General features: G+C 74.9%; 15 protein-coding genes. 9 read left to right on the top strand and 6 right to left on the bottom strand.

Annotation, left to right across the window (positions count from 1 at the left end; translation table 11 throughout):
* The first annotated feature begins 154 nt into the window (after positions 1-154).
* From ACGF7U_RS30390 to ACGF7U_RS30365, 6 genes are all read left to right on the top strand, one after another.
* Positions 155-1420, top strand: a complete 1266-nt coding sequence (locus ACGF7U_RS30390; RefSeq protein ID WP_393112554.1) for a hypothetical protein — start codon at positions 155-157, stop codon at positions 1418-1420.
* Between the two features lie 582 nt (positions 1421-2002).
* The gene (locus ACGF7U_RS30385) at positions 2003-2401 is read left to right on the top strand and encodes an MmcQ/YjbR family DNA-binding protein (protein WP_393112552.1); all 399 of its coding nucleotides are present in this window, start codon (positions 2003-2005) and stop codon (positions 2399-2401) included.
* Between the two features lie 182 nt (positions 2402-2583).
* On the top strand, positions 2584-2985 hold the full coding sequence (locus ACGF7U_RS30380) for an HAD family hydrolase (protein WP_393112550.1): 402 nt from the start codon (positions 2584-2586) through the stop codon (positions 2983-2985).
* A complete protein-coding gene (locus ACGF7U_RS30375; protein WP_393112548.1) occupies positions 2982-3863 on the top strand; it encodes a metallophosphoesterase in 882 nt (293 codons plus the stop codon). Before ACGF7U_RS30380 ends, ACGF7U_RS30375 begins: the two co-directional genes overlap by 4 nt.
* Positions 3841-4884: a threonine/serine dehydratase gene (locus ACGF7U_RS30370; protein WP_393112546.1), complete on the top strand. Its 1044-nt coding sequence runs from the start codon at positions 3841-3843 to the stop codon at positions 4882-4884. The genes ACGF7U_RS30375 and ACGF7U_RS30370 overlap by 23 nt, the downstream gene beginning before the upstream one ends.
* 106 nt (positions 4885-4990) lie before the next feature.
* On the top strand, positions 4991-5701 hold the full coding sequence (locus tag ACGF7U_RS30365) for an SAM-dependent methyltransferase (RefSeq protein WP_393112544.1): 711 nt from the start codon (positions 4991-4993) through the stop codon (positions 5699-5701).
* A 106-nt stretch (positions 5702-5807) separates the two neighbouring features.
* Here the strand turns inward: ACGF7U_RS30365 and ACGF7U_RS30360 are convergent, their stop codons facing one another.
* Genes ACGF7U_RS30360 through ACGF7U_RS30340 form a run of 5 tightly spaced genes read right to left on the bottom strand, consistent with a single transcriptional unit; the run spans position 5808 to position 17751 of the window.
* Positions 5808-7262 carry a condensation domain-containing protein gene (locus tag ACGF7U_RS30360; protein ID WP_393112542.1) on the bottom strand — a complete coding sequence of 485 codons (1455 nt, stop codon included), beginning with the start codon at positions 7260-7262 and terminating at the stop codon, positions 5808-5810.
* A gap of 48 nt (positions 7263-7310) precedes the next feature.
* Positions 7311-7604 (bottom strand): phosphopantetheine-binding protein, encoded by a 294-nt coding sequence (locus ACGF7U_RS30355; protein WP_393112540.1) that lies wholly within the window; start codon positions 7602-7604, stop codon positions 7311-7313.
* Position 7605: 1 nt separating this feature from the next.
* Positions 7606-10689, bottom strand: coding sequence for an amino acid adenylation domain-containing protein (locus ACGF7U_RS30350; protein ID WP_393112538.1), 3084 nt, complete (start codon positions 10687-10689; stop codon positions 7606-7608).
* Between the two features lie 14 nt (positions 10690-10703).
* Positions 10704-12194, bottom strand: coding sequence for an AMP-binding protein (locus ACGF7U_RS30345; RefSeq protein ID WP_393112536.1), 1491 nt, complete (start codon positions 12192-12194; stop codon positions 10704-10706).
* A 1-nt stretch (position 12195) separates the two neighbouring features.
* Positions 12196-17751: an amino acid adenylation domain-containing protein gene (locus ACGF7U_RS30340; RefSeq protein WP_393112534.1), complete on the bottom strand. Its 5556-nt coding sequence runs from the start codon at positions 17749-17751 to the stop codon at positions 12196-12198.
* A 141-nt stretch (positions 17752-17892) separates the two neighbouring features.
* On the opposite strand from ACGF7U_RS30340, the gene ACGF7U_RS30335 reads away from it, so the two are divergent.
* On the top strand, positions 17893-20820 hold the full coding sequence (locus ACGF7U_RS30335; RefSeq protein WP_393112532.1) for a condensation domain-containing protein: 2928 nt from the start codon (positions 17893-17895) through the stop codon (positions 20818-20820).
* A complete protein-coding gene (locus ACGF7U_RS30330) occupies positions 20777-21016 on the top strand; it encodes a hypothetical protein (RefSeq protein ID WP_393112530.1) in 240 nt (79 codons plus the stop codon). Before ACGF7U_RS30335 ends, ACGF7U_RS30330 begins: the two co-directional genes overlap by 44 nt.
* Positions 21017-21124: 108 nt before the next feature.
* Here ACGF7U_RS30330 and ACGF7U_RS30325 read toward each other — a convergent pair whose 3' ends face one another.
* The gene (locus tag ACGF7U_RS30325) at positions 21125-22564 is read right to left on the bottom strand and encodes a YdiU family protein (protein ID WP_393112528.1); all 1440 of its coding nucleotides are present in this window, start codon (positions 22562-22564) and stop codon (positions 21125-21127) included.
* 267 nt (positions 22565-22831) lie between these two features.
* On the opposite strand from ACGF7U_RS30325, the gene ACGF7U_RS30320 reads away from it, so the two are divergent.
* Positions 22832-25378: a glycosyl hydrolase family 18 protein gene (locus ACGF7U_RS30320; RefSeq protein ID WP_393112526.1), complete on the top strand. Its 2547-nt coding sequence runs from the start codon at positions 22832-22834 to the stop codon at positions 25376-25378.
* Positions 25379-25516: the final 138 nt, after the last annotated feature.

The following is a 25516-nucleotide window of genomic DNA, read 5'->3' as shown; positions in this document are numbered from 1 at the left end:
ACGAACCGGACCGCATGTAGTGCAACGGCACCCCTGACGCCTGGCACCGTTGCACGACATGCGTTCGGCACCGGTCCTTGGGCGACGCACCGTCGTCGGCCTGGCGGGCACCGCCGCGTCGGGAAGTGTCCCTCTCTGACCCAGGAGCCCACGAGTGCGCGTCAGCATGGCAACCAGCGCCGGCAGGGCCGGCCGGCTGGACGAGGACTTCGCCGGCGCTGTTCCCGGCGCCGCCGTGCTGCTGGACGGCGCCGGCATCCCGGGTACCGAGTCGATCTGCCGCCACGGTGTCGCCTGGTACACGCACCGTCTCGGCGGCGCGCTGCTCGGTCGGCTGTCGCGCGACGACGGGCGAGACCTCGCGGACATCCTCGCCACCGCGATCGGCGAGATAGCCGCCGACCACCGCGGCACCTGCGACATCACGCACCCCAGCAGCCCGCAGGCGACCGTGGTGATCGTCCGCGCGCACCGGGGCCGCCTGGACCATCTCCTGCTCGCGGACTCCTTCCTCGTCCTCGACCAGGTCCGCGGCGGCCCGCGGGTCATCACCGACGAGCGCGAGGTCACCGCCAGGCGCACCTGCTCAGCGCCTCTGGACGGCGTTCTGCGGGGAACGGCGGAGTACGACCGCATCCGGGAGTCCTGCGTCGAGGCGCTGCGCGCTCGCCGGAACCGGCCAGGTGGCTACTGGATCGCGAAGGACGATCCACGCGCGGCGGAGGAAGCGGTGACCGGCAGCCTGCCCCTTCCCGACCTGGGCAGCGTCGCCCTGCTCAGCAACGGCGCCAGCCGCATCGTCAGCCCCGTACGGCCTGACCGACTGGCCCGGCGTGTTGGAACTGCTCGACACGGGCGGGCCGGCCGACATCATCCGCCGCGTCCGGCAGGCCGAGGCCCTGATCTCCACAGACCCCGATGCTCCGGTTCCCGACGACGCCACGGTCGCCCACTGCACTGGTGTCTCGTCGCCGTGAACCTGCGACGTCAGCCGGTGGCCTCCGGCGAAGGCGGCGTGTCGAACGGCCATGGCTGGGGGCCGAAGAGGCCGGTACACGCCGAGAGCAACCCCTGCTGCGCCTCGGCCAAGCGCTCGTTGGCCGGCCCCCGGTCGACGTCGGGGTCGTTCTCCACAAAGAGCCTGTCGACCTCGAGACCGGCGGCGAGCAACTGCCGGCCGGCCTCTCGGACGCCCGGGTCGGTGGCGTTGACGGCTCGCGAGGCGGCCCGCGTGCCCGTGCCGAACCGGACATCGTGCTCCGCTGTCGCGCGGGCCACCAGGAGGCACGCGGAGGCGGCGTGGCGGTCGGCCGGCGCGCTCGGGCTGGCCGGGGTGGAGGCGGGGGCCTCGGTCGAGGCGCAACCGGACACGAGCAGCAGGGAGACAGCGGCGAGTCTGCGGATCACCGCGGGAGAATAGCGATCATCCGCCCGTGGCCGGGACACGAGGCGCCCCTGTGCCGGTCACGCACGGGGTCGTCGGGGTCGGTCGGTCTCGGCGGTGCCTGCGCGGTCGACGTCCCCGGGCGCGAACGGACTGCGCATGCGGGTCATCGCGGCGGCGCTCACGTCCACGGCCTGCCCTCGGTCGCGGTCGGTATCCACGTCTCCCTCCGGGCCGAAGGGGTTCAGGGCGGGCGGTGTCACATCTGCCAAAGCGCACTCCAGGGATCTACGGTGCGGCGCGCAACGGGTTCGCTGGTTGCTGCGAGCCGGGAAGGGAGCGGGTGGTGGGGGCGGGCCATCGGCCGTCGCTCACCCGCCCCGACAGCCTACCGCTCCCGGGCACCACAGCGACGGCTGGCCGCGCGAGCGGTGCCGCCGACGGGTGGAGTGCGGACACGTGCGCCGACGGGGGTGGTGCCCACTGCCGCCACCGGCGGATCGCTGTCCGGCTCCGCGGGCCGACGGGGTGTCCGGTCTCCGCGGGCCGACGGAGATCGCCTTCGGCGCAGCGGTTAGCCTGTGCGGGTGCGGGAGGCGAAGTCCTGGAGCGACCTCGATGGCTGACGCCGACGACGTCCGCCGTCTGGCGCTGGCGCTGCCGCACGTGGTCGAGGTCGACAGCGAGGGCTTCGACTTCCGGGTCGCCGACAAGGGCTTCGTCTGGTCCTACCCGGAGCGCAGACCCGGCACGTCGCGGCTGATCCACACCGACATCGCGGTGTTGTACGTGGGCGACGAGGCGGAGAAGCAGGCGTTGCTCCTCGGCGAGCCCGAGGTCTTCTTCACCACGCCCGCGTACGACGGGCTGCCCCTGGTCATGCTGCGACTGGCGCAGGTGGACGTCGACCGGCTGACGGAACTCGTCACCGACGCGTGGCGCATGCGGGTCCCGGACTCGCTCGCCGGCGACCTCGACGGGGGCACTGATCCGCCACAGGTCGGGATCAGGGCTTGACCCGAACCCGTGGGTCCGGGACCAGCGTCTGGGCGTACGGGTGGCAGAGTGCGTGCGCCGGGCTGGGGTGGAGGGGTCGCCGGCAGGGCGCTGCCGTCGGCAGGACGGACGACGCGGTCGCCGGTGCGCCCGGCCCGCCTACGTGGCCTCGCCCGACTGCGGGCACACCCCGGGGACGCCCGATGAGTACGATCGCCTGGATCGGCGCGGGCGCAACGGGTGCCCGCCTGGCCCGTCGGCCGCAGGGGGTCACGCTGGTGAATGCTCCCGTGCTGGACAGTCTGGACCGCACCACCGTCATCTGCGGTGACGAGGTCACGGAGCCCAAGCCCGCGCCAGAGGGCCTCCGGCTCGCCTGCCGCCGCCTGGGCGTCAGCCCGGCCGCGACCACCTACGTCGGCGACGCGGAGGTGGACCTCCGGTGTGCCGCGAGCGCGGGAACGGCGGCTGTCCACGCCCGCTGGGACGGCTCGACCACGGCGGTGCAGGACGCCCCGATGGTGGCCCACCACCCCGGCGACATCGTCGAACTGCTCTGTTGCCGGGTGCCGGCAGATTCCCGCATCGGAGTGCCCGCCGAATGACGCAGCCACCTGGAAACAGCGATCCCACCGGCACTCTCCGGATACTGCACCTGTCCGATCCGCACCTGACCGAAGGCGGGTTCGACGAGGACGGCGTGGACGCCGCCCGGGCCCTCGACATCCTCATGGAGACGCTGGACGACGTCGAGGACGTCGACGTGGTGCTCACCACCGGTGACATCGCCGACGACGGCTCGGTCGGGGGTTGTCGGCGCGCGCGAGACGTCATCGGCGCCTTCGCCCGACAGCGCGACGTGCCACACGTCTACACCACGGGCAACCACGACCGGCGGGCCTCCTTCGTCGAGGTGTTCGGTAGCGGCCACCTGGCCGCCGACGGCACGGACGTCGCCACCGCCAGGGGACCGGCCGGCACCTGCACGGCCGTCAGCCACGTCCGGGGCCTCCGCGTCGTGACCGTGGACAGCCTCGTTCCCGGCTGCGGCCACGGCCACATCGGGGAGGAGCAGCTCAGCTGGCTTCGGCAGGTGCTCGCGACCCCCGCGCCGCGGGGAACGATCGTCGCCCTGCACCACCCACCCGTCGCCGTCGCCCGGCATCCCCTGTCCGGCCTCCTGCTGCGCAACCCCGATGCGTTCTCGCACGCCCTCGCGGGCAGTGACGTACGGGCTGTGCTGTGCGGGCATCTCCACCACGAGATGTCCGCCACGATCGGAACCGTCCCGGTGCACGTCGCGCCCGGAATCGTCACCCGCATCGACCTTGCCGCCCCGCCGGGATACGTGAAGGGTGTCCTGGGGCCCCGGGCGGCGGTCGTCGAGCTGGGCGCCGAGCGGGCGCCCATCACCTACACCGTGACGGCGCGTGATCCTCGCGCCGGCGAGGAGGTCTATCTTGTCGCACTCGCGGCGTCGTGACCCGAGCAGGACGCGGGAACAACGGGACGGTGGCCGCACGACGCCCTCCGTCGCCGACGTCCACGAGGCCGCGGCCGCGCTGTCCGAGCACGTGGTGCGTACGCCCGTGCTCCACTCCCCCGAGCTGGACGCGTGGGCCGGCCTGTCGGTCCGCGCGAAGGCGGAAGCGCTGCAGCGGACCGGCAGCTTCAAGGTGCGGGGGGCGCTGAACAAGGTCCGTACGCTGGGCGCGGCGGAGCGCGGTCGTGGACTCATCACCGTCAGCGCCGGCAACGCCGCGCTGGGCGCCGCATACGCCGCGAAGGTCTACGGCGCCGCCCTGACCGTGGTCATGCCCGCGACAGCGGTCCGCGAGAAACGCGAGGCAGTGGCGGAGCTGGGCGCGCACGTCGTCACCGAGGGCATCCGTGACGCTGCCGCGGCCTTCGACCGAGCCGCTGAACTGCAAGCCGACGGCGGCCTGGTCTTCCTGCACCCGTTCGACGATCCCATGGTCATCGCCGGTGCCGCGACCGCCACCCTCGAACTCCTGCAGGACTGTCCCGATCTCACGCGCCTGTACGTTCCGTGCTCCGGCGGCGGCCTGCTCGCGGGCGCCGCGATCGCCGCACGAGCGGCCGGCGCGGACATCGAACTGGTCGCGGTCCAACCCGTCGGCTCGGCCAGCCTCGCCCGATCGCTCGAAGCGGGAACGCCTCTCCGCCGACAACGCGTCGAGACGGTCGTCGACGGACTGACGGCGCCCGCCCCGGGCGAGCTCAACCTGCGGATGATCGCAGCGGCCGACGTACGGGTGAGGACGGTGACCGACGACGCCACCCTCGCGGCCGTGGCGGCGCTGGCCCGCCGTTCCCGGCTGATCGCCGAACCGGCGGGTGCGGCTGCCCTCGCCGGGGCGCGAGCGGACGTCGAGGACGGGCTCGGCGCAGGTGGCCCGGTCGGGGTGCTGGTGTCCGGCAGCAACGTGTCCTGGCAGTTGCTGGCCGAGCTTCTCGTCGGGCGCCCCGGCGGTGCCAACTGATCATCGTCGGCACCGGCGGCGTCCGGGTGGTCACGCCACCCGGCGACGGCCGACGAGGTGATCACCGTGGGAACAGGTCCATCAACGAGAAGGGTGTGGATGTCAGGTGACCGACCAGGATCTGAAGCCGTACCTGGCCGCCGCGGCGGCCAATCTGACGTACAACGCGCCGCTGGGCCGGGATCGGGCGGCGGACCTGGTTCGACGGCTGGCCCCCACCGGGGCGTCCTGGCGAGCCCTGGACCTGGGCTGCGGCAGCGGCGAGTTGCTCCTGCGACTGTGCGCGACCCACGGCATCGCCGGTGACGGGGTGGAAAGCGACGCCGACGCCGTCGCACGGGCCCACCTGCGCGCGACCGAGCTGGGAGTCGCCGACCGGGTCACCTTCCACAGTGCGAACGCCGCCACCTGGGACCGGCCCGCGGACCTCGTCGTCAACATCGGCGCCGGCCACATCTGGGGCGACACCACGCAGGCCCTGGCCGCGCTGCACCGCCTCACCCTGCCCGGCGGCCGACTGCTGTTCGCCGGCGGCTTCTACCAGGCCACCCCCAGCGACCGGGTCCGCGAGACGTTCGGCGAGCTTCCCGACCTGTCGAGCCTGACCCGGCTCACCGTGGACGCCGGGTTCCGGCCCCTGCACGTCGCCGTGTCGACCCTCGCCGAGTGGGACGACTTCGAGTCCGACTGGCGTGCGGGCATCGAACACCTGCGTACGCCGCGGGCGCGGGCGTTCGCCGACCAGCGGCGCGACGAGTACCTCGACGGCTACCGGAACGTCCTCGGCTTCGGATGGCTGATCCTGACCCCGGCCTGATCACCGGCCAGCCCCGCACGACCGACCACCCCGCTCGGGCTCGATCACCTGATCGGCGGGACGCGACGCGGTAGCGGTCCGGCCGGCGGAGTGCGACGGCGGCAGCTCACCCGCGGGTCGCGCGCTCCTCGTCCGACGGAGACGGCAGCCAGGGCCAAGGCAGGTCGCGGAAGGCGGCCTCGACGACCAGCCGCTCGACGTCGCGCAGAAAACGCTCGGCGTACGGCGGCGGCAGGTAGCTGCTGTCCCCGGTGAGGGCGATGCCGATGCCCCTGGGCTGGTCGTTGATCTCGACGCGCATCCGCCACGTGAAGTGGTCGAGGCTCTCGGCGGGCGTGACCGACGTGCCGGCCAGGGCGGCCCGGACCTGCGCCTCCTCGACCGGTCCGGCGGGCAGGTCGGTGTCGGCGGCGAGCCGGACGTCGTTGACGTAGCAGTGCGGGCTGACGCCGGCCTCCCAGGGCAGACCCGCCGCCTCGAACGCGCGGCGCAGCTCCGTCGGGTCGTAGTAGGAGTGCCGGTACGCCTCCAGCGCGGCCCGCCACACCCTGGGCAGCAGGTCGTCGAAGCTCGGCCGGTCGGTCGAGTCGACCACCACCAGGCCCACCTGGTTGAGCTTGGCGATCGCCTCGGCGTAGCCGTCGACGGCCCGGTTGTTGGCCATCGAGTGCAGACCGCAGACGTCGTTGCCGGACCATCGCGACACCACCGCCGCGACCGCCGCGACCAGCACGGTGGAGCTGGTGGCGCGGCACCGCCGGGCGGCCAGCCGGACGGCGGTGCCCGCCGCTTCCGAGACCAGCACCGTCCGCTGGAACCGGGGCGTCGCCGGCGGGGCGACCCAGGGCAGCGTCTGCGCCGGCAGCCGCGCGAAGCCGCGCACCCAGTAGGCCACCGCCCGCGCCGACCGCCACCGGTCGACGTCCTGCTCCCGGCGGGCGACGTCGACCGACTGCGGCCCCGCCGGAGTGTCGACGGCGCCACGGATAAGCAGCAGCCGCAGCTGGCGCAGTAGTGCCTCGACGGCCTCGAAGTCGACGGTGACATGGCTGAAGACGATGACGACGTGACTGATCCGGTCACCGGCGCGGACCAGCGCGACCCGCTGCGGCCACTCCCGGGCGTGGTCGAACGGGGTGGCGGCCAGTTGGTCGGCCACCGTCGCGGCCACCGCCGCGGCGTCGTGTCGTTCCGCCGCGAACTGCGCGGCCGCCGCGTCGACCACCAGGACGGACAGTTCGCCGGCCGCGGCGACGACCTGGCGCCTGTCGCCGTCGACCGTTCGGATCCGGGTGCGCAGCGAACTGTTCCTGCCCACCAGGACGCCGACCGCCCGCAGGACGCCCGCCAGGTCGGCCGGGCCCCGGCGGGGCGTCGCGACGATCCGCCGCAGACTCATCAGGGTCTGCTCGCGCCCGCGGCGCCGCATCGCGGCCCACAGCGCCTGCTGACCCCAGGTGAGCGGCGCGGGTGACGCGGACTCGCCGGCGAACCCGACGCCGAGCCGGGCGTGCCCCGTCGGGGGCGGCGCCGACGGGCCCACCCGCTCAGGCGATTGCATGCGGTGCCCCCCACCGTTGGCGTACCGGCCGTCCTCCGACACGGCGGATCAGCTCAGCTGCCCGCCCACCTCGGCGGACCCGGTGGCTGCTCCGCCGGCCCGGGCCGCGCCCACCAGCGCCACCAGGTCGTCGAGGGTGTCCAGGGGGCGGCCGGGACCGTTCAGCTCCACCTCGACGCCGTACTCCAGCTCGATCGCGTCGACCAGGCGCAGCAGGCCGAGGGAGTCCACGCCGAGGGCGACCATCGACCCGCCGGCCAGCACGTCGGCCGCCGCGACCTCCCCGGCCGTGGCCTCGCTCACCAGCTCCGCGATCCGCTCGCGCAGGTCGGTGCCACCCATGTCAGAACTCCTTTGCGGACTGCCGGACGATCTCGGCGATCTCGGCGATGGTCGGGGTCTCGAAGAAGTCGTCCAGCGGCACCTCGACCCCGAGCCGCTGCTGGATCCGGCCGCTGATCCGGGTGATGGTCAGCGAGTGCCCGCCCAGGTCGAACAGGTCCTCGTGCACACCGACGTCGGGAATGCGCAGCACCTCCTGCCAGATCTGGCGCAGCTGCTCCACCACCGGGTCGTCGCCGGTCGCGTCGGCGGCGGTCCCGCCCGGGTCCCGGGGCGCCGGGGCGGGCAGCGCGGCCCGGTCGACCTTCCCGTTCGGGCTCAGGGGCAGCCGGTCGAGCGCCACGTAGTCGGTGGGCAGCACGGCCTGCGGCAGGCTCAACGCCAGGTGCTGTCGCAGCTCCGCCGGCTGCGGGGCGACCCCGGCACGGCCCACCACGTACGCGACGAGGCGCGGCTCACCGGCGTCGTGCCGCAGCGCGGTGGCCGCCGCGGCCACGCCCGGATGGTCGAGGAGCCGGGCGTCGACCTCCCCCAGCTCGACCCGGTGCCCCCGGATCTTGACCTGGTCGTCGAGGCGACCGAGGAACTCGATCCGCCCGTCGGGCAGCCACCGGCAGCGGTCGCCCGTGCGGTAGAGCCGCTCGCCGGGCAGCCCGAACGGGTCCGGCACGAACCGCTCGGCGGTGAGGTCGTCGTGCCCGAGGTAACCGGCGGCCAGCCCGGCGCCGGCCAGGTACAGCTCGCCGGGCAGCCCGAGCGGCACCGGTCGACGGGCCTCGTCCAGGACGTACGCCCGCACGTTCGGCAGCGGCCGACCGATGGTGACCTCGTCGGGATCGGCGGGGATCTCCGCCATGGTCGCGTAGACGGTCGCCTCCGTGGGGCCGTACCCGTTGACCAGCCGGGCGGTGCGTGCCCGCAGGTCGCGCGCGAGGGCGACCGGCAGCGCCTCCCCGCCGGCGACGGCGACCAGCGACGGCGGCGGGCCCCCGACGTCCGGGGCCGGCGCGCCGAGACCGGCGTCCAGCAGCACCCGCCAGCCGGACGGGGTGGCCTGGGCGTGGGTCACGCCGCTGCCGCGGAGAAGCCGCAGCACGGCCGCGCCGTCCAGCGCGCTGACGGCCGAGGCGACGACCACCCGGCCGCCGGTGACCAGCGGCAGGAACACCTCCACCGTGGAGATGTCGAACGACAGCGACGTCAGGTGCAGCCACCGGTCCCGTGGCCCGCTGCCCAGCAGGTCGCGGACGCCCAGCAGCAGGTTGGCGAGCGCGCCGTGCCGCACCGCCACGCCCTTGGGCCGGCCGGTCGAGCCGGAGGTGTAGAGCACGTACGCGAGGTCGTCGGCGTCCGGCGGCCCGTCGGCGGCTCCGGGCGGGACCGGGCCGTCGAGCAGGTCGGTCCCGTCGAGGGCGAGGGTGGGTCGGTCCGTCTCGACGGCGGGACCCGTCACGACCAGCGCCGGGGCGGCGTCGGCGAGGATCGCCTCCCGCCGGGCCGGCGGGAGGCCCGAGTCGACCGGCAGGTAGGCGGCGCGGCAGCGCAACACCGCCAGCACGGTGACCGCCGCCTGCCAGGAGCGGTCCAGCGCGACGGCCACCAGCGCGCCGGGGCCGACCGCGCGCCGGCGCAGCAGCGCGGCGAGCCGTCCGACGGCGGCGTCGAGCTGGGCGTAGGTCAGCGTCCGGTCGCCGTCGACCAGGGCCGGCGCGTCCGGTTCGGCGGCGACCCGGGCGGCGAACAGGGCCGGCACCGTCACGGCGGGGTACGCCCGGGCGGTGTCGTTGCCGGCGCGGGTGACCCGGTCGAGTTCGTCGGCGGGCAACAGCGGCAGGTCCGCCACCGGGCGGTCCGGGTCGGCGACCACGGCGGCGAGCATGGTGCGCAGGTGCCCGCCGATGCGGCGTACGGAGTCGGTGTCGATGGCCGACGGGCTGTGTTGGAGGCTCACCGTGACACCCGTCGGGGCGTCGACGATCTGCACGTGCAGGGCGTTGCGGGCGGCGCCGCAGAACAGGGTCCACTCGACCTCGCTGGCCACCCCGGGGAACGCCGGTTCCGCGCCGCGCCGCCGGTAGGCGACGCTGACCGGGGTGAGGGCCGGGGCGGGCCGCAACCCGGACACGGCATGGGCCAGCGGTACGGCGCGGTGCCGGTACACCTCGCGCAGCCGGGCCCGGACGGCGAGGGCGTGGTCGCGGAAGGTGCCCCGCGCCGGGGCGACCGCGACGGGCAGTTCGTTGACGAACAGCCCGACCCGGTCGGCCTGGTCCGGGGTGCGGGTTGACAGGGCCACCCCGACCGGCGTGCCCTGGTTGCCGTAGCGCCCGAGCAGGGCGTGCAGCACGGCGAACAGCAGCTCGAAGCGGGTCACCCCGATCGACCGGGCGGCCCGGTCGACGCCGTCGACCAGGCCGGCGGGCAGGTCCAGGGTCACCGTCCCGCCGGGCTCCGCGCCGGTCGGCAGCCGACGCAGGCCGGGCAGGACGACGTCGCCGGGACCGGACCAGTGCCGCGCCCAGTGGCCGCGGGCGGCGGGCAGGTCGGCTGCGACGCGTTGCTGCTCGGCGGCGGCGAGGCCGGCGTACCCGTCGGCGCGGGTCGACGGCACGACCGGGCCACCGGCGCGGGCGGCGGCGTAGGCGGCGGCCAGGTCCCGCACGAACACGTCCTTCGACGTGCCGTCGAAGGCCAGGTGGTGCGCGGTGACGAGCAGCAGGTGGGTGCCGTCTGCGCCGGTCAGCAGGGTGAACCGGGCCAGCGGGCCGCTGCCCAGGTCGTGCGGGCGGGCGATCTCCTCGGTGACCCGGGCGTCGGTCCACTCGCCGACCGCGACCGCCGGGCGCACGTCCGCCGGGGCCAGGTGGGGGACGCCCGCGTCGTCGGTGACGACGCGGGCGGCCAGGACCGGATGCTGTTCGGTCACCGCGGCGCACGCCGCGACGAGGGTCCGACGGTCGAGTTCGGCGGCGAACCGTATGCCCAACGCCATGTGGTAGGCCGTGCCGGCGACGCCGGCCTGCTCGGTGAACCAGACGGCGTGCTGCGCGAAGGTCGCCTCGGCGGTGCCCACATGTGCTCCCATGGTCGTGCTGGTGGTCAGTTGTCGAACAGGTCGGTGAGCTGCCGCTTGAGCACCTTGCCGCCCTCGTTGCGGGGCAGCCGGTCCAGCAGCAGGAGCCGGGCGGGCAGCTGGTAGTCGGCCAGCCGGTCGGCGAGGAAACCGCGCAGCACCGGCAGGGACAGCCCGTCCCGGCCGGCCGGCGGGCGGGGCACGACGGCGGCGGCCACGGCCGAGCCGAGCACCGGGTGCGGGACGCCGACGACGGCCGCCTCGGCGATGAGGGGGTGCTCGTGCAGGGCGGCCTCGACCTCGATGGTGGAGACCTTGAACGCGCCGGTCTTGATGACGTCCTGGTGCCGGTCGGTGAGGTACAGGTAGCCGTCGGCGTCGATCCGGCCGACGTCGCCCATCCGGACCCACCCGTCGCGGAAGGTGGCCCGGTTGGCCGCCTCGTCCCGGTAGTACGCGCGGGGGTGGGGAGCGCGCAGCCACACGTCGCCGGTGGCCCCGGCGGGCAGCGGGTTCCCGTCGGCGTCGGCGACCATCAGCTGCCCGCCGGCCGGCCGCCCGACCGCGTCCCGGCGGGACGGGTCGTAGATCATCGTGGTCTGGGCCGGGGCCGCCTCGGTCGAGGTGTAGTAGTTGACGATCGTGGCCTGCGGGAACGCCTCGGCCAGCCGGGCCGCGACCGCCGGGGCGAGCGGGGCGGCGGTGGAGCCGATGAGCTGCACCCCGCCGGTGTCCCGCCCGTGCAGCGCCCCGGAGTCGAGCAGCTCGACGGCGATCGACGGGACGACGAACACGGTACCGGTGCCGGGCGTCTCGACCAGCCGGGCGAACCGGGCCGGGGTGAACCGGGGCAGGGTGAGCGCGGCGGCCTTCGCGGTGAGCGCGTTGACCAGCATGGTCTGCCCGGCGTTGGTGCCGATGGCGAACGCGTGCAGGAACCGCTGCGAGTGGGCCAGGGCCAGCCGGCGCGGGTGGGCCGGCGCGCCCACGGTGAGGTTGGCGTGGCTGGCCGCCACGCCCTTCGGGCGGCCCGTGGTGCCCGAGGTGTAGAGGATCTGGGCGAGGCCGCCCGGGCGGGGGCCGGCGCTGTCGAGGGCGGTTGCGGGGCCGGCGAGCAGGTCACCGGCCGTCCAGGTCGCCACGCCGGGCGGGACCGGCGGGACGGTGGTGTCGTCGCCGTACACGACGGCGGTGGCCCCGCAGTGGGTCAGGGCGTACCCGAGCTGCCCGGCGGCGAGCCGGTCGGACAGCGGCACGGCGACGCCACCGGCCCGCAGCACCCCGCAGTACGCCACGGCGAACCGGGTCCAGTCGCGGGCGCCGAACAGCAGGCCGACCCGGTCGCCGTGGCGCAGGCCCCAACGCCGCAGCGCGGCGGCCACGGCGGTCGCGCCGGCGGACCACTGGGCGAAGGTCAGCGTCGCCACGCCGTGCACCTCGACCGCGACCTGGTCGGGGTGCAGGCCGGTGCGCCAGTCGAGCAGCTCGGGCACAGTACGGATCGTCGCGGCGGTCATCTCAGGCCCTCCGTCCGGCCGTGGCGGCGGGCGCCCGGCGGTCCCGGAGGCCGGCGACGCGGGCGCGGCGCTCCTCGATGCCGACCAGGTCGTCCGGCGGCGCGTCGGGCACCTCGTCGTCGAACCGCGCGAGGGTGGGCGTGAGCAGCGACACCAGCGCCGTCAGCGCGATGCAGACCCCGAACAGCACGTACAGCAGGCCGTGGCCACGGCCCGGACCGACGCCGATCACCGCGCCGACCGTGGTGGCCAGCGCGCCGTCGGGCAGCAGCATCGGCTCGGCGACCCGGGCGGCGAACGGGGCGACGACGCCCCAGCCCAGCGGCAGGGTGGACTGCGCGACCATCTGGTTGAGCGCGAAGACCCGGCCGTGCACGCGCGCCGGCACCTTGGTCTGGATGATCGTGTGGTAGACGCCGTTGACGATGCCGAGGGCCAGGTACATGCCGAACGCGCCCGCGCCGATGAGCAGCAGGTTCGGCCGCAGGCCGGTCAGCACGGCCGCCACGGCGATGCCGCAGGTGCCCAGCAGCACCGCCCGCATCCGGCGCCGGCGGGGGCCGCCCCAGACCAGCATCACCAGGCCGCCGACGGCCGCGCCGACCCCGCCGGCGAGCGCGACCCGGGCCACCTCCTCCAGGTCGGCGAAGCCCAGTACGAGCGGGGAGAGCAGGAACAGCACCGGGAAGAGGAAAAAGTTCAGCGCCGCGAAGAACGCCAGCATGGCGCGGAACTCCCGGCGGCGCAGCGAGTACCGGAAGCCGGCCACGATCTCGGCGCCGATGCCCTCGCGCCGTTGCAGCGCCAGGGTGCGCGGGAACCGCACGGCCGCCAGGACACCCATCGCGAACAGGTACGACGCCACGTCGATGAGCAGGATGCCGCGCAGCCCGACGGCCTGCAGCAGGGCCACGGCGAGCAGCGGCACCGTGAACTGGGTGAGGCCGACGGCGGTCTGGGTGAGGCCGTTGGCGTGGCCGAGGTAACGCTTGGGCACCAGTTGCGGCACCGCCGAGACGAACGCGAGGCGCTGGAACGCCAGCGCCACCGACAGCCACGCCGTCAGCGGGTAGAAGTGCCACACCTCGGCCCGGTCGGCCAGCACGAGCCCGGCCATCACCGCGTTGGCGCCGCCGGCGGCGGCGTTGGCCAGCAGCAGGACGCGCCGGCGGCTGCTCCGGTCGACCAGTGCCCCGGCCAGCGGGGCGACGAGCAGGCCGGGCAGCAGGCCGAGCACGGCGAAGAGGGCGAACCGGGCGAGCGAACCGGTCTCGGTGTAGATCCACAGCGGGATCGCGAAGGTGGTCAGCGCGGTGCCCAGGCCGGAGACGATCTGGCCGGTGGCGACCAGGCCGAAGCGGCGCATGCTGGGCGGCGGCGCGGTGTCCGTCGGGGTCTGCGCGCCCGGTGGTGGGGGGCCGGCGGGCCGGTGGGAGACGGCGGCGAGCTGCCAGGCGGGCCGCTCGGCGTCCGGTTCGGCCGGTGCGGGTGGCGGCACGTCGAGGCGCCGGTGCACGTCGGTGACGATCTCGGCCAACTCGGCGGCCCGGTACTTGAGGAAGTAGTGCCCGCCCTCGTCGACCACGACCAGGGCGGTGCGGTCGGTGAGGAAGTGCCACTCCCGGTACCGTTCCTCGTGGTAGTCGGTGCTGCGGTCGCGGTCGCCGACCACCGAGATCACGGGCGCGCGCAGCGGGGTGACCCGCTGACGCATCAGGTCGGTGAAGTACTCCTCGGAGACCTCGGCGTCGTGGCGCATCGCCCGGACCAGGAACCGGACCTCGTCCGGCGCGAGCGATCCGACGGCGGTGCCCTGCGCCTGCAGCCAGGTGCGGTAGATCCGGTCGCTGCGGAGGCGTTCGGCCAGCCGCAGCCGCAGCAGCGGGCCGAGCGGCCCGCCGGCCGGCCGGGCGAACGGGAAGACCGCGCCGAGGTACACCGCCAGCAGGTCCCGGCCGGCGGCCTCCAGCCGGCGGGCGACCTCCACGGCCAGCGCGCCGCCGGGGCCGCAGTGTCCGTAGAGGATCAGCGGGCCCTCCACCCGGGCCAGGACCTCCGCGACGACGTCGGCCGCGACGTCGGCGAGGGGCGCGGGTTCGTCGGCGAGGCCGATGTCGTGCCCGGGCACGGCCACCGACAGCAGCCGGTACCCGGCCGGTAGCGCGTCGGCCAGCGGTTGGTACACCACGGCGCTGCCGCCGCCGTAGGGGACGCAGAGCAGGGTGGCGACCCGGCCGTCGGCCGGCGCCGGTGGGGTCAGTTCGTGCAGCAGCCCGGCGGGGCCGGCGCCGGCCCCGCCGAGGAGGGCGGCCAGCTCGCGTACGGTGCGGTGGCGGAAGAGGTCCATCACGCTGACCGCCGGCGCCCCGGCGCCCACGACGGCGGGCAGCTCCCGGCGCAGTCGGGCCACCACCTGGGTGGCCAGCAACGAGTGCCCGCCCAGGTCGAAGAAGTCGTCCGTGGCGCCGACCTCGGCCACCTCCAGCACGGCCCGCCAGATGCCGGCCACCAGCGTCTCCACCGGCCCGAACGGCGCCACCCGCTCGCCGCCCGGCGGTGCGTCGGTCGGCTCGGGCAGGGCCCGCCGGTCCACCTTGCCGTGCTCCTGCAGCGGCAGCCGGTCCAGGACCATCCAGCGGGTCGGCACCATGTGCTCGGGCAGCCGGTCGGCGAGGCGGCGGCGCAGGCGCGCGGGGTCCGGCCCGTCCGCGTCGGGCGTCGGCTCCACGTAGGCCACCAACCGGTCGTCGCGCAGCAGCACCGCCGCCTGCCGCACGCCGGGGCAGTCCCGCAGGGTGGCTTCGATCTCCCCCAGCTCGACGCGGTAGCCGCGGATCTTCACCTGGTGGTCGCGGCGGCCGAGGAAGACCAGTTGCCCGTCGGCGTCCCATCGGCCCAGGTCGCCGGTGCGGTAGAGGCGGGCGCCCGGGGGCCCGTACGGGTCGGGTACGAACCGCTCGGCGGTGAGGCCGGGCCGGTTCAGGTAGCCGCGCGCGAGCCGGTCGCCGCCGAGGTACAGCTCGCCGGGCACCCCGACCGGCACCGGGCGCATCCGTTCGTCGAGCACGTACACGCGGGCGTGCGGCAGGGGCCGGCCGACCGGCACCGGCCCGGTGCGCGGGCTGTCGGCGGCCACCTCGTGGGTGGCCACGCCGACGGTGGCCTCGGTCGGGCCGTAGTGGTTGAAGACCCGGGCCGGTCCGGCGACGGCGAGCGGAGCGACGCGTTCCAGGTCGGACGCCTCGCCGCCGAGGATCAGCGCGCGGGCGGGCAGCAGCTCGGCCGGCTCGGCGTCGGCGGTGAGCGCCGCCAGGTGCGACGGAGTGATCTTCAGGTAGTCGATGTGCCCGGCGCGCAGCCGCCCGGCCAGCTCGGCGCCGGTGCCGCGGCGGGGCAGCAGGTGCACCGCGCCACCGGTGGCCAGCGCCAGGTAGAAGAGGGTGACGCTGAAGTCGAACGACATCGACTGCAACAGCCCGTACCGGGCGGCGGGGACGACCGCGAACCGGTCGGCCACCCCGTCGAGGTAGCGCAGCACCTGCCGGTGCGCCACGGCGACGCCCTTCGGCGTGCCGGTGGAGCCCGAGGTGTAGATGACGTACGCGAGGTTCCCGCCGGTCGCCCCGGTCCGCGGTGGGGTGTCGGGCGCCGCGGCGGCCTCGACCGCGATCTCGTCGAGGCGGGCCGCCGGGGCCTCGGCGGGCAGCCGGTCGCGCAGGTCCGCGCTGGAGAGCACCACCGTCGGGCGGGCGTCGGCGAGCATCAGGGCCAGCCGGGCGGTGGGCTGTTCCGGGTCCAGCGGCAGGTACGCGCCGCCGGCGCGGAGCACCCCGAGCAGGGCCGCGGCCAGGTCGACGGACTGCTCCAGCAGGACCCCGACCAGCCGCTCCGGGCCGACGCCGCGGGCACGTAGCGCGTGGGCCAGCCGGTTCGCCCGCCGGTCCAGCTCCCGGTAGCTGAGCGTGTCCGACCCACAGACCACGGCCGGCGCGTCGGGGGTGGCGGCGACGAAGGGGGTGATGAGGTCGGCCAGGGTGTCCGCCGGGCCGGTGACGCCGGCGCCGGCGGCCGGGCGGTCGGCGCGTTGGTCAGCGCGTGCGGGGCCGGCGCCGGCCCCGCCACGTTCCGCCCGGGCGAGGGCGAGCGCCCGGTCCCGCTCGGCGGGGCCGAGCAGGTCCAGGTCGACGACGGGCAGGTCCGGCCGGGCGACCGCGGCCCGCAACAGCGTCTCGAGGCTGCCGGTCAGCCGGCGTACGGTGGCGGTGTCGAACAGGTCGGTGTTGTGCACGACCATGCCGCGCAGGCCGCCGGGGGTCTCGCTGACGTAGAGCGACAGGTCGAAACGGGCGGTGGCGGCGTCCGTGCCGACGCCCTCGGCGTGCAGGCCGGGGGGCCAGGCGTCGCCGCCGCGGGCGTAGTTCTGGAGGGTGAACAGCACCTGGAAGACCGGGGCGCGGCTGACGTCGCGGGCGACGTTGAGTTCCTTGACCAGTCGTTCGAACGGGATCTCCTGGTGGGCCAGGGCGCGCACTACGGTGGTGCGGGTGCGCCGCAGCAGGGCCGCGAAGCTGGGCTCGGTGGCCGGGGCGTCGGCGGTCGCGGCGACCGGGGAGAGGTCGGCGCGCAGGGCGAGGGTGTTGACGAAGAGGCCGACGAGGTTCTCCAGCTCCGGCACGACCCGGCCGGCGACCGGGGATCCGATGGCGAAGTCCCGCTGCCCGCTGTACCGGAACAGCACCGCCTGCAGGCCGGTGAGCAGGGTCATGTAGAGGGTGGCCCGGTGGGCGCGGCTGAGCCGGCGCAGGCCGTCGGTGAGGTCGGCGTCGAGGGTGAAGCGGTGGGTGCCACCGGCGTACGACTGCACGGCCGGCCGGGGCCGGTCGGTGGGCAGCTCCAGCGCGGGCACGCCGGCCAGCGCGCGGGTCCAGTACGCGAAGCCGTCGCCGGTGGCCGGCCCGTCGAGCCGGTCCCGCTGCCAGGCGGCGTAGTCGACGTAGTCGACGGCCGGGGCCGGGGGTGCGGCGCCACCGTCGCGCAGCGCGGCGTAGGTGGCGGCGACCTCGCCGAGGAGCAGGTCCAGCGACCAGCCGTCGCTGACGATGTGGTGCATCGCGAGGTGCACGAGGTGCTCCTCGTCGCCGAGCCGCACGACGAGGGCGCGCAGCAGCGGGGCGTGGCCGAGGTCGAAGGGGGTGGCGACGGAGGCGGCCACCAGCGCGCGGGCGGCGGCCTCCGACGGCGCCGCGGTGACGGTGACCGGCACCCGCACCCGCGGGAGCACGTGCACGACGGGTTCGCCGTCGGCGTTCTCGGTGAACCGCATGCGCAGGCTGTCGTGCCGCTCGGCCGTGGCGTCCAGGGCCGCGCGCAGGAGATCCACGTCCAGCGGCCCGCGCAGCCGGGTGGTCGAGTAGACGACGTACGCGGCGGTGCCGGGGGTGAGCTGCTCGGTGAACCAGATCCGTTCCTGGCCGAACGACAGGCGGGGATCTGCGGGGGGACGGGTGGCGGTCGGCGCGAGGGCAGGGCTCCGCGACGGTACGTCGACGTTGGTCACACGGCGCCTAACTCGGTACGGTGACGGAAGGGAGCCATGAGTGTGCACGCCGCAACAAACGCATCGGATCGGCTGATCGGTCCACAGTGGACCACATGATCGAGCGATCCGGCGCCGGAACGGACCGTCGTACGGTCGGGAATGCGATTCACCGAGATGGCGGTGCCCGCCGAGTGGGCGTCGGAGGCCCTGGTGCACGCCGAGTTCGCCGGTGCCGGGGCCGGCACGGCGCCGCTGACCTGGGCCCAGCAGGTGCTGTGGCGGGCGCTCACCCGGTTCGGGTCCAACCACCGCTTCCTGAACCTGCGGCGTACGGTGACGGTGTCCGCGCGGGCCGGCGCGGACGTGTCCGCCGCAACCCGCGCGGTGGGCGAGCTGGTCGGCCGGCACTCCGCGCTGCGCACCCGGCTGCGGGTGCGCGACGGCGAGCCGCGCCAGGAGACGGCGGCGGCCGGCGTGCTGCCGCTGCTGGTGTGCGCCGGCGCCGGCGACGGGTCCGGGGCCGCGCGGGAGGTCGCCGGCCGCCTCGGCGACGTCGCGTTCGACCACGCCGAGGAGTGGCCGCTGCGGGTCGCACTGGTCACGGTGGACGACCGGGTACGGCAGATCGTGGTGGTGTTCAGCCACACCACGGTGGACGCGCACGCCGCCGAGGTGGTGCTGCGCGATCTGCGGCTGATCCTGCTCCGGGGCTCCCTGCCCACGCCGCCCGGTCCGCAGTCGGCCGAGGTGGCCCGCTACCAGCACGGGCCCGACCGGCGCCGCTCGGAGCGGGCCGTGGCGTACTGGCTGCGGGAGTTCCAGCGCCTGCCCCGCCGGCCGCTGACCCCGACGGGGCCGGGGCTCGACCCTCCGCTGCGCCGGGGTGTCCTGGTCTCCTCCGCCCTCGACACCGCCGCCCGGCTGATCGCCGCCCGGCAGCGGGTCAGCGTGTCGGCGGTGCTGCTGGCCGGGTACGCGGCGCTGGCCGCCCGCGGGTCGGGCCACGACCTGTGCGGCCTGTTCCCGATGGCCCACAACCGGTTCCGCAGCCGGTACGCCGACGCGGTCGCCAACCTCGGCCAGATCGGCTTCTGCGTGGTGGACCTGACCGGGCGTCCCGACTTCGACGAGCTGGTGTCCCGGGTCTGGGCCGCGTCCCTGGACGGCCTGCGGCACGCCTACTACGCCCCGCCCGCGCTGCGGCACGCGTTCGCCGCCCGGGGCGTCGACATCGACTCGGCGTTCCTGCCGCACCACTACTTCAACGACGTCCGGCTGCCCGCCGGCGGTGTCGACCCGGTGCCCACCGCGACCCGCGACGAGCTGCGGGCCGCCATGGGCCGCAGCGCCTTCTCCTGGACCGCCGGCCTGCAACAGGCGGCCTGGCACCTGCTGGCCCACGTGGTCGACGAGCCGACCGGGGTCGGCGTCACGCTCACCGCCGACACCCGGCACCTTCCGATGGACGCCGTCGAGCCGTTCCTGCGCGGGCTGGAGGAACTGCTGGTGGAGGCGGCCTTCGCGGCGGTGCCGTGGCCGTGGTCGTCCGCCCGTGCCGGGCTTCCGGCCGCCGCCGGTCCGGTCGCCCCGGAGGTCACGGGTGCCGAGGAGGTGGCGTACGCGTCGTTCCACGGGGGGCGTGACGCGAGCGCTCCGCTGACCTGGGGGCAGCGCGCGATGTGGCGCACGGTCGAGGAGTTCGACTCCCCCGCCGCGTACCGGGTGCTTGGTCTCCCCCGCACCCTGGCCATCCCGGCACGGGCGGGGGTCACCGTGCCCCGCGCGCTGGTCGCCGTCGGCGCGCTGGTCGCCCGGCACGAGTCGCTGCGCACCCGGTTCCGCCGCCGGGACCGCGAGCTGCACCAGGAGGCGGCGGCGACGGGGCGGCTGCCGGTCCTCGTCCACGCCGTGACCCGGCCGGCCGACGATCCGGACGGCCGGCGGATCGCGGTCGCCCTGAGCGACCGGCTGCGCGAGCCGCGCTTCGACCACGTCGCCGAGTGGCCGCTGCGCGTCGCGCTGGTCACGGTCGACGACCGGGTACGGCAGATCGTCGTGGTGTTCAGCCACTCCGTCGTGGACCTGCACGCCGCCGACACCGTGCTGGGCGACCTGCGGGCGCTCCTGCTGCGCGGCGCGCTGGACACGCCGCCCGGTCTGCAGTCGCTGGACCTCGCCGAGCGGGAGCGCCACGTCGCGGTGCGGCGCTCGCAACGGGCGGTGGCGTACTGGGTCCGGCAGTTGGCCGGCCTCACCGGAAGCCTGTCCGACCCGACACGCCCCACGGCGGCGGCCCGCCACCTGCGCGGCTCGCTGGTGTCCGTGGCGCTGCACCACGCGACCGGCCTGGTGGCGGCCCGGCACGGGGTCAGCACCTCCGACGCCCTGCTGGCGGCGACCGCCGCCGTGCTGGACGCGGGCAGCGGACGGGACGCCTGCGGGATCGTCGTCATGGCCAACAACCGCTTCCAGACCGACCACGACCGCGCCGTCGGCACCCTGAACCAGATCGGGCTCTGCCGGCTGGACCTGGCCGACCGGCCCGGCTTCGCCGAGCTGCTGTCCCGCGCGCGCCGCTCGGCCCTGGACGCCTACCGGCACGCCTACTACGACCCGGCGGCGTGGGAGCACGCGATCACGGAGCTGGGCCACGACCACCGGAGCTTCCTCGCCCCGTTCTGCTACCTCAACGACGCCCGGCTGTCGCGCCCCGCCCGCCCCTCGACCGCCGATCCGGACGAGGCCGGCCTGCGGGCCGTGATGGCCCGGACCGCCTTCCGGTGGCTGCCGGAGCTGGCGGAGTTCCCGTGGCGCTGCCGCCTCCAGGTGCGCGACGCGCCCGGCGCGGTCGAGCTGATCGTCACCGCCGACGCCCGCTACCTGACGGCCGGGCGGGCCGAGGGGTTGCTGCGCGGCGTCGAGGCGCTGCTGGTCAAGGCAGCCTTCGGCGACTCGGGACGCATGGCGGCCGACGAGTACCCACGGCCCGAAGCCGGGCCGTCGGGCGACGCCGAAACTTACCCCGGCGGGAAGGACGGATGCCATGCCCACGCAGTACACGATCCAGGTCGACATGGAGGACGTTGACGGCAACTGGATCATCGTCCACCGGTCGCCGGACGTCACCGACGACCGCGACCCCAGCAGCCTGGCGCACTGGGTGGCCGACACACACGTGGTCGCCGACGGCGCCGACTGGCGGGTGCGGGTCTGGCTCGGCCACGATGCCGGTGCCGACACCGAACCGGTGTGCTCGCTGCTGGTGAACGAGTACGAACCCTAGGCACGCGTCCGGGCCTCGGGCACTGCGGGTGCGGGCCGCTCCGGAGCTCGCGCCGTCGTCGGTGTGGACGACCTCGACCCGCAACGGTGGGCGGCAGACGTCCCGTCCTCAGGTGCCGCAGAACGTGCGGTAGGCGCCGAAGTCGGGCGGGGCGGCAGCGGCGTGGCGCTCCAGCCCGGGGCGCTCGTGGTAGGGGGCGCTCACGGCGTCCAGCAGTCGTTCGAGCGGGGTCAGCTCGCCGTCGGTAGCGGCGGCGAGTGCCTCCTCGACGAGATGGTTGCGGGGGACGTAGACCGGGTTGACCCGGTCCATCGCGTCGGCGTCCGGGGCCAGGGCACGCCAGCGCGTCAGCCAGTCGTCGATCGCCGCGGGGTCGGGGAAGAGGCGGCGGGCGGGCTCTGCGCGGCCGCGGGCGGCGTCGGAGAGCGCGCGGAAGAACGACGTGTAGTCGACGCCGCCGCTCTGCATCAGGGCGAGCAGCTCGTCGACCAGCGGTGCGGCGATGGTGGGGTCGAGGTCGTCGGGCAGACCGAGCTTGGCCCGCATTCCGGCCGTCCAGGCGGCGTGGTACTGACGGGGAAACCGGTCGAGCGACTCCGCCGCGACGGCGACCGCCTGCTCCTCGTCCTCGTGCAGGAGCGGCAGGAGTGCCTCGGCGAGCCGGGCGAGGTTCCACTGGGCCGCCAGCGGCTGGTTGCCGTAGGCGTAGCGCCCACCCCGGTCGATGGAGCTGTAGACGGTGGCCGGATCGAACGCCTCCATGAAGGCGCACGGTCCGTAGTCGATGGTTTCACCCGCGATGGTCATGTTGTCGGTGTTCATGACCCCGTGGACGAACGCGACGAGCATCCAGCGGGCCACCAGCGAAGCCTGCGCGGCGATCACCGCCTGGAACAGCGCGACGTACGGCCGCTCGGCCCCGGCGGCACCGGGGTGGTGCCGCGCGATCGCGTGGTCGGCGAGGCGGCGGAGCAGGAGTACGTCGCCCGTGGCCCGGGCGTACTGGAAGCTGCCGACGCGCAGGTGGCTGCTGGCGACCCGGGCGAGCACGGCGCCCGGCAACAGGGTCTCCCGGCGCACCGTCTGCCCCGTGGCCACCACGGCGAGGGAGCGGGTCGTGGGGATGCCGAGGGCGTGCATGGCGCGGCTGACGACGTACTCGCGCAGCATCGGGCCGACCGCGGCCAGGCCGTCGCCCCCGCGGGCGAACGGGGTGCGCCCGGAGCCTTTGAGATGCAGGTCGCGGACGTGGCCGTCGGCGTCGACGAGTTCGCCGAGCAGCAGCGCGCGCCCGTCGCCGAGGCGCGGGACGTACCGGCCGAACTGGTGTCCGGCGTAGGCCTGGGCCACCGGGGTGGCGCCGCGTGGCACGCCGGCACCGACCAGCAGGCGCACGCCGTCACGGGTGCGCAGCCAGGCGGGGTCGAAGCCCAGTTGGGCGGCCAGCGCCTCGTCGAGTACGAGCAGCCGCGGGTCGGGCGGCTCATCGGCCTGCCAGGGGACGGCCAGCTCGGCGAGCTCGTGCGCGAATCGGCTGTCGAAGGTCACGGAACGTGACGGTGCGGGGCTCACCCCTCGACAGTACGGGGTCTACGGCGGAGCCCCACCCGCCGGCCGGCCGGGCCCCGTTCGCGCCGTCGCCATGGCCGCCCGGCGAGGCCGGGGGACGCCTGCGCCGCTGGCAGAGTGCGTCTCCTGCGGCGGGGGACGTGGCCGCCCCACCATCGCTGCCCACCCTTGCGCCGGCGCCGCATCGACCGGTATACATACACCACCCTTAATAGTTAGGTTTCTTAAGAGTTGGAGGTGGACGCGGTGCGGACACGGAAGACCTTGCTGGCCGCCGGCGTCGCGGGCCTGCTGGCCGCGGCGGTGGCGCTGGTCGCGGTGCCGATCGCCCACTCCGCCGTCGTCGACGACGAGGCGTGCCGACCCGACGGGCTGTACCGGACTCCGGGCGTGGCCGTCCCCTACTGCACCGTCTACGACACCGCCGGGCGCGAGCGCCTGGCAAACGGCCACTCCCGGCGCGTCATCGGCTACTTCACCAGTTGGCGGACCGGACGCAACGGTGTGCCCGCCTACCTCGCCAACCAAATCCCCTGGGACAAGGTCACGCACATCAACTACGCGTTCGCGCACGTCGACGCCGGCAACCGCATCTCCGTCGGCAACCCGACCGCGCCGAACAACGCGGCCACCGCCATGACGTGGCCAGGCGTTCCGGGCGCCGAGATGGACCCGGCGTACGCGTACACCGGGCACTTCAACCTGCTCAACAAGTTCAAGAAGCAGCACCCGAACGTCCGCACGCTGGTGAGCGTCGGCGGGTGGGCCGAGACCGGCGGCTACATCGACGACAACGGCAACCGGCTCGACGCGGGCGGCTTCTACCGCATGACCACGACCGGCACCAACACGGTCAACACCGCGGGGATCAACACCTTCGCCGACTCCGTGGTCGCGTTCCTGCGCACGTACGGCTTCGACGGCGTCGACATCGACTACGAGTACCCCACCTCCAACAACAAGGCCGGCAACCCGCTGGACTTCGCGCAGGCGGACGCCAAGCGCGCCGGGCTGAACGCCTCCTACCAGGTACTCATGAAGACCCTGCGGGAGAAACTCGACGCGGCTGCCGCCGCGGACGGGAAGTACTACCTGCTCACCGTCGCCGCCCCCGCGTCCGGCTGGCTGCTGCGCGGCATGGAGTCCCACCAGGCGGTGCAGTACCTCGACTACGTCAACATCATGTCGTACGACCTGCACGGGTCGTGGAACCACTTCGTCGGCCCCAACGCCGCGCTGTACGACAACGGCGACGACGCCGAACTTGCCGCGGGTGGCGTCTACGGCGCCTACGGCAACATCGGATACCTCAACACCGACTGGGCGTACCACTACTTCCGCGGCGCGATGCCGAGCGGCCGGATCAACATCGGTGTGCCGTACTACACCCGCGGCTGGCAGGGCGTCACCGGCGGCGCCAACGGGCTCTGGGGGCGGGCGGCCCTGCCCGACCAGACGAAGTGCCCGGCCGGCACCGGCTCCTCCGTCGGTTCCACCACCCCGTGCGGCAACGGCGCCGTGGGCATCGACAATCTCTGGCACGATCTCGACACCGCCGGCGCGGAGGTGCCGGCCGGGGCGAACCCGATGTGGCACGCCAAGAACCTCGAACAGGGCATCACCCCCGACTACCTGCCCGCCTACGGGTTGACCCCCGGCACCGACCCGGCCGACCGGCTCACCGGCAGCTACGCCCGGCACTACTCCCCCGCCCTGGTCGCGCCCTGGCTGTGGAACGCGCAGAAGAGCGTCTTCCTCTCCACGGAGGACGAGCAGTCACTCGGGGCGAAGGCCGACTACGTCGTGGACAAGGGAATCGGCGGCGTGATGATCTGGGAACTCGCCGGTGACTACGCGTACGACCCGGCAAAGGGCCAGTACGCGATGGGCGACACGCTGACCGGCCTGCTGCACGACAGGTTCACCGCCGCGCCCGCGTACGGAGCGCGCCGCGCCACCACCGCACTGCCCACCCGGACCATCGCGGCGACCGTCTCGGTAGGAGGGTTCGCCCTCGGCGACAACAACTACCCGATCAACCCCGAGCTGCGGCTGACCAACAACACCGGCAGCACCATCCCCGCGGGGGCGCAGTTGGAGTTCGACTACCCCACCACCACGCCGACCCTCACCCAGCAGTCCGGCTGGGCGTTGACGGTCGTGTCGACCGGCCACACCGGCGGCAACCGCGGTGGGCTGAAGGGCGACTACAACCGGGTACGCCTCACCGTCCCGGCCGCCATCGCACCCGGGTCGCACGCCGAGGTGACCCTCAACTACCAGCTACCGATCTCCGGACCGGCCAACTTCACCCTCGCCTTCGACGGCCAGACGTACGCACTGGCCAGCGACTTCGCCCGTGGGGGCGAGCCGGTGACACCGTCGCCCGGCCCGACGGGCTCGACCCCGCCCGGCGGCGGGACCTGCACGGCGCCGGCCTGGTCCGCCGGCACTGCCTACGCCGGCGGGGCACGGGTGTCGCACGGCGGGCGCACGTGGAGCGCGAGGTGGTGGACTCAGGGTGAGACGCCGGGCAGCGCGGCGGTCTGGTCCGACGAGGGGCCCTGCACCGGCGCGCCGTCGCCCACCGCGAGCGCGTCACCCACGGCGACGGGCAGTCCGTCGCCGACCGGGGGCACGTGCACGGCGCCGGCCTGGTCGGCCGCCACCGCGTACAGCGGCGGCGCCGTGGTCTCCCACGCCGGTCACCGGTACAAGGCACGGTGGTGGACCCAGGGCGACGTACCCGGGTCGAGCGGCCAGAGCGTCTGGACCGACAACGGCCCCTGCTGAGATCTCCGGGCGGGCCGCCGGAGAGTCGGCGGCCCGCCCGGTCCCGGGGTCAGCGCCAGCCCGCCTTCTTCCAAGCTGCCGCGTTCAGCCGGAACCGGTCCCCGGGGGCGACCGCGTGCCATCCTCTGTCGACAGTTG

Origin of the sequence: Micromonospora sp. NPDC047670 (assembly GCF_043204915.1) — a bacterium.
In the GTDB taxonomy this organism is placed as follows: Bacteria; Actinomycetota; Actinomycetes; order Mycobacteriales; family Micromonosporaceae; genus Micromonospora.
This window is presented reverse-complemented; position numbering and strand designations above follow the sequence as displayed.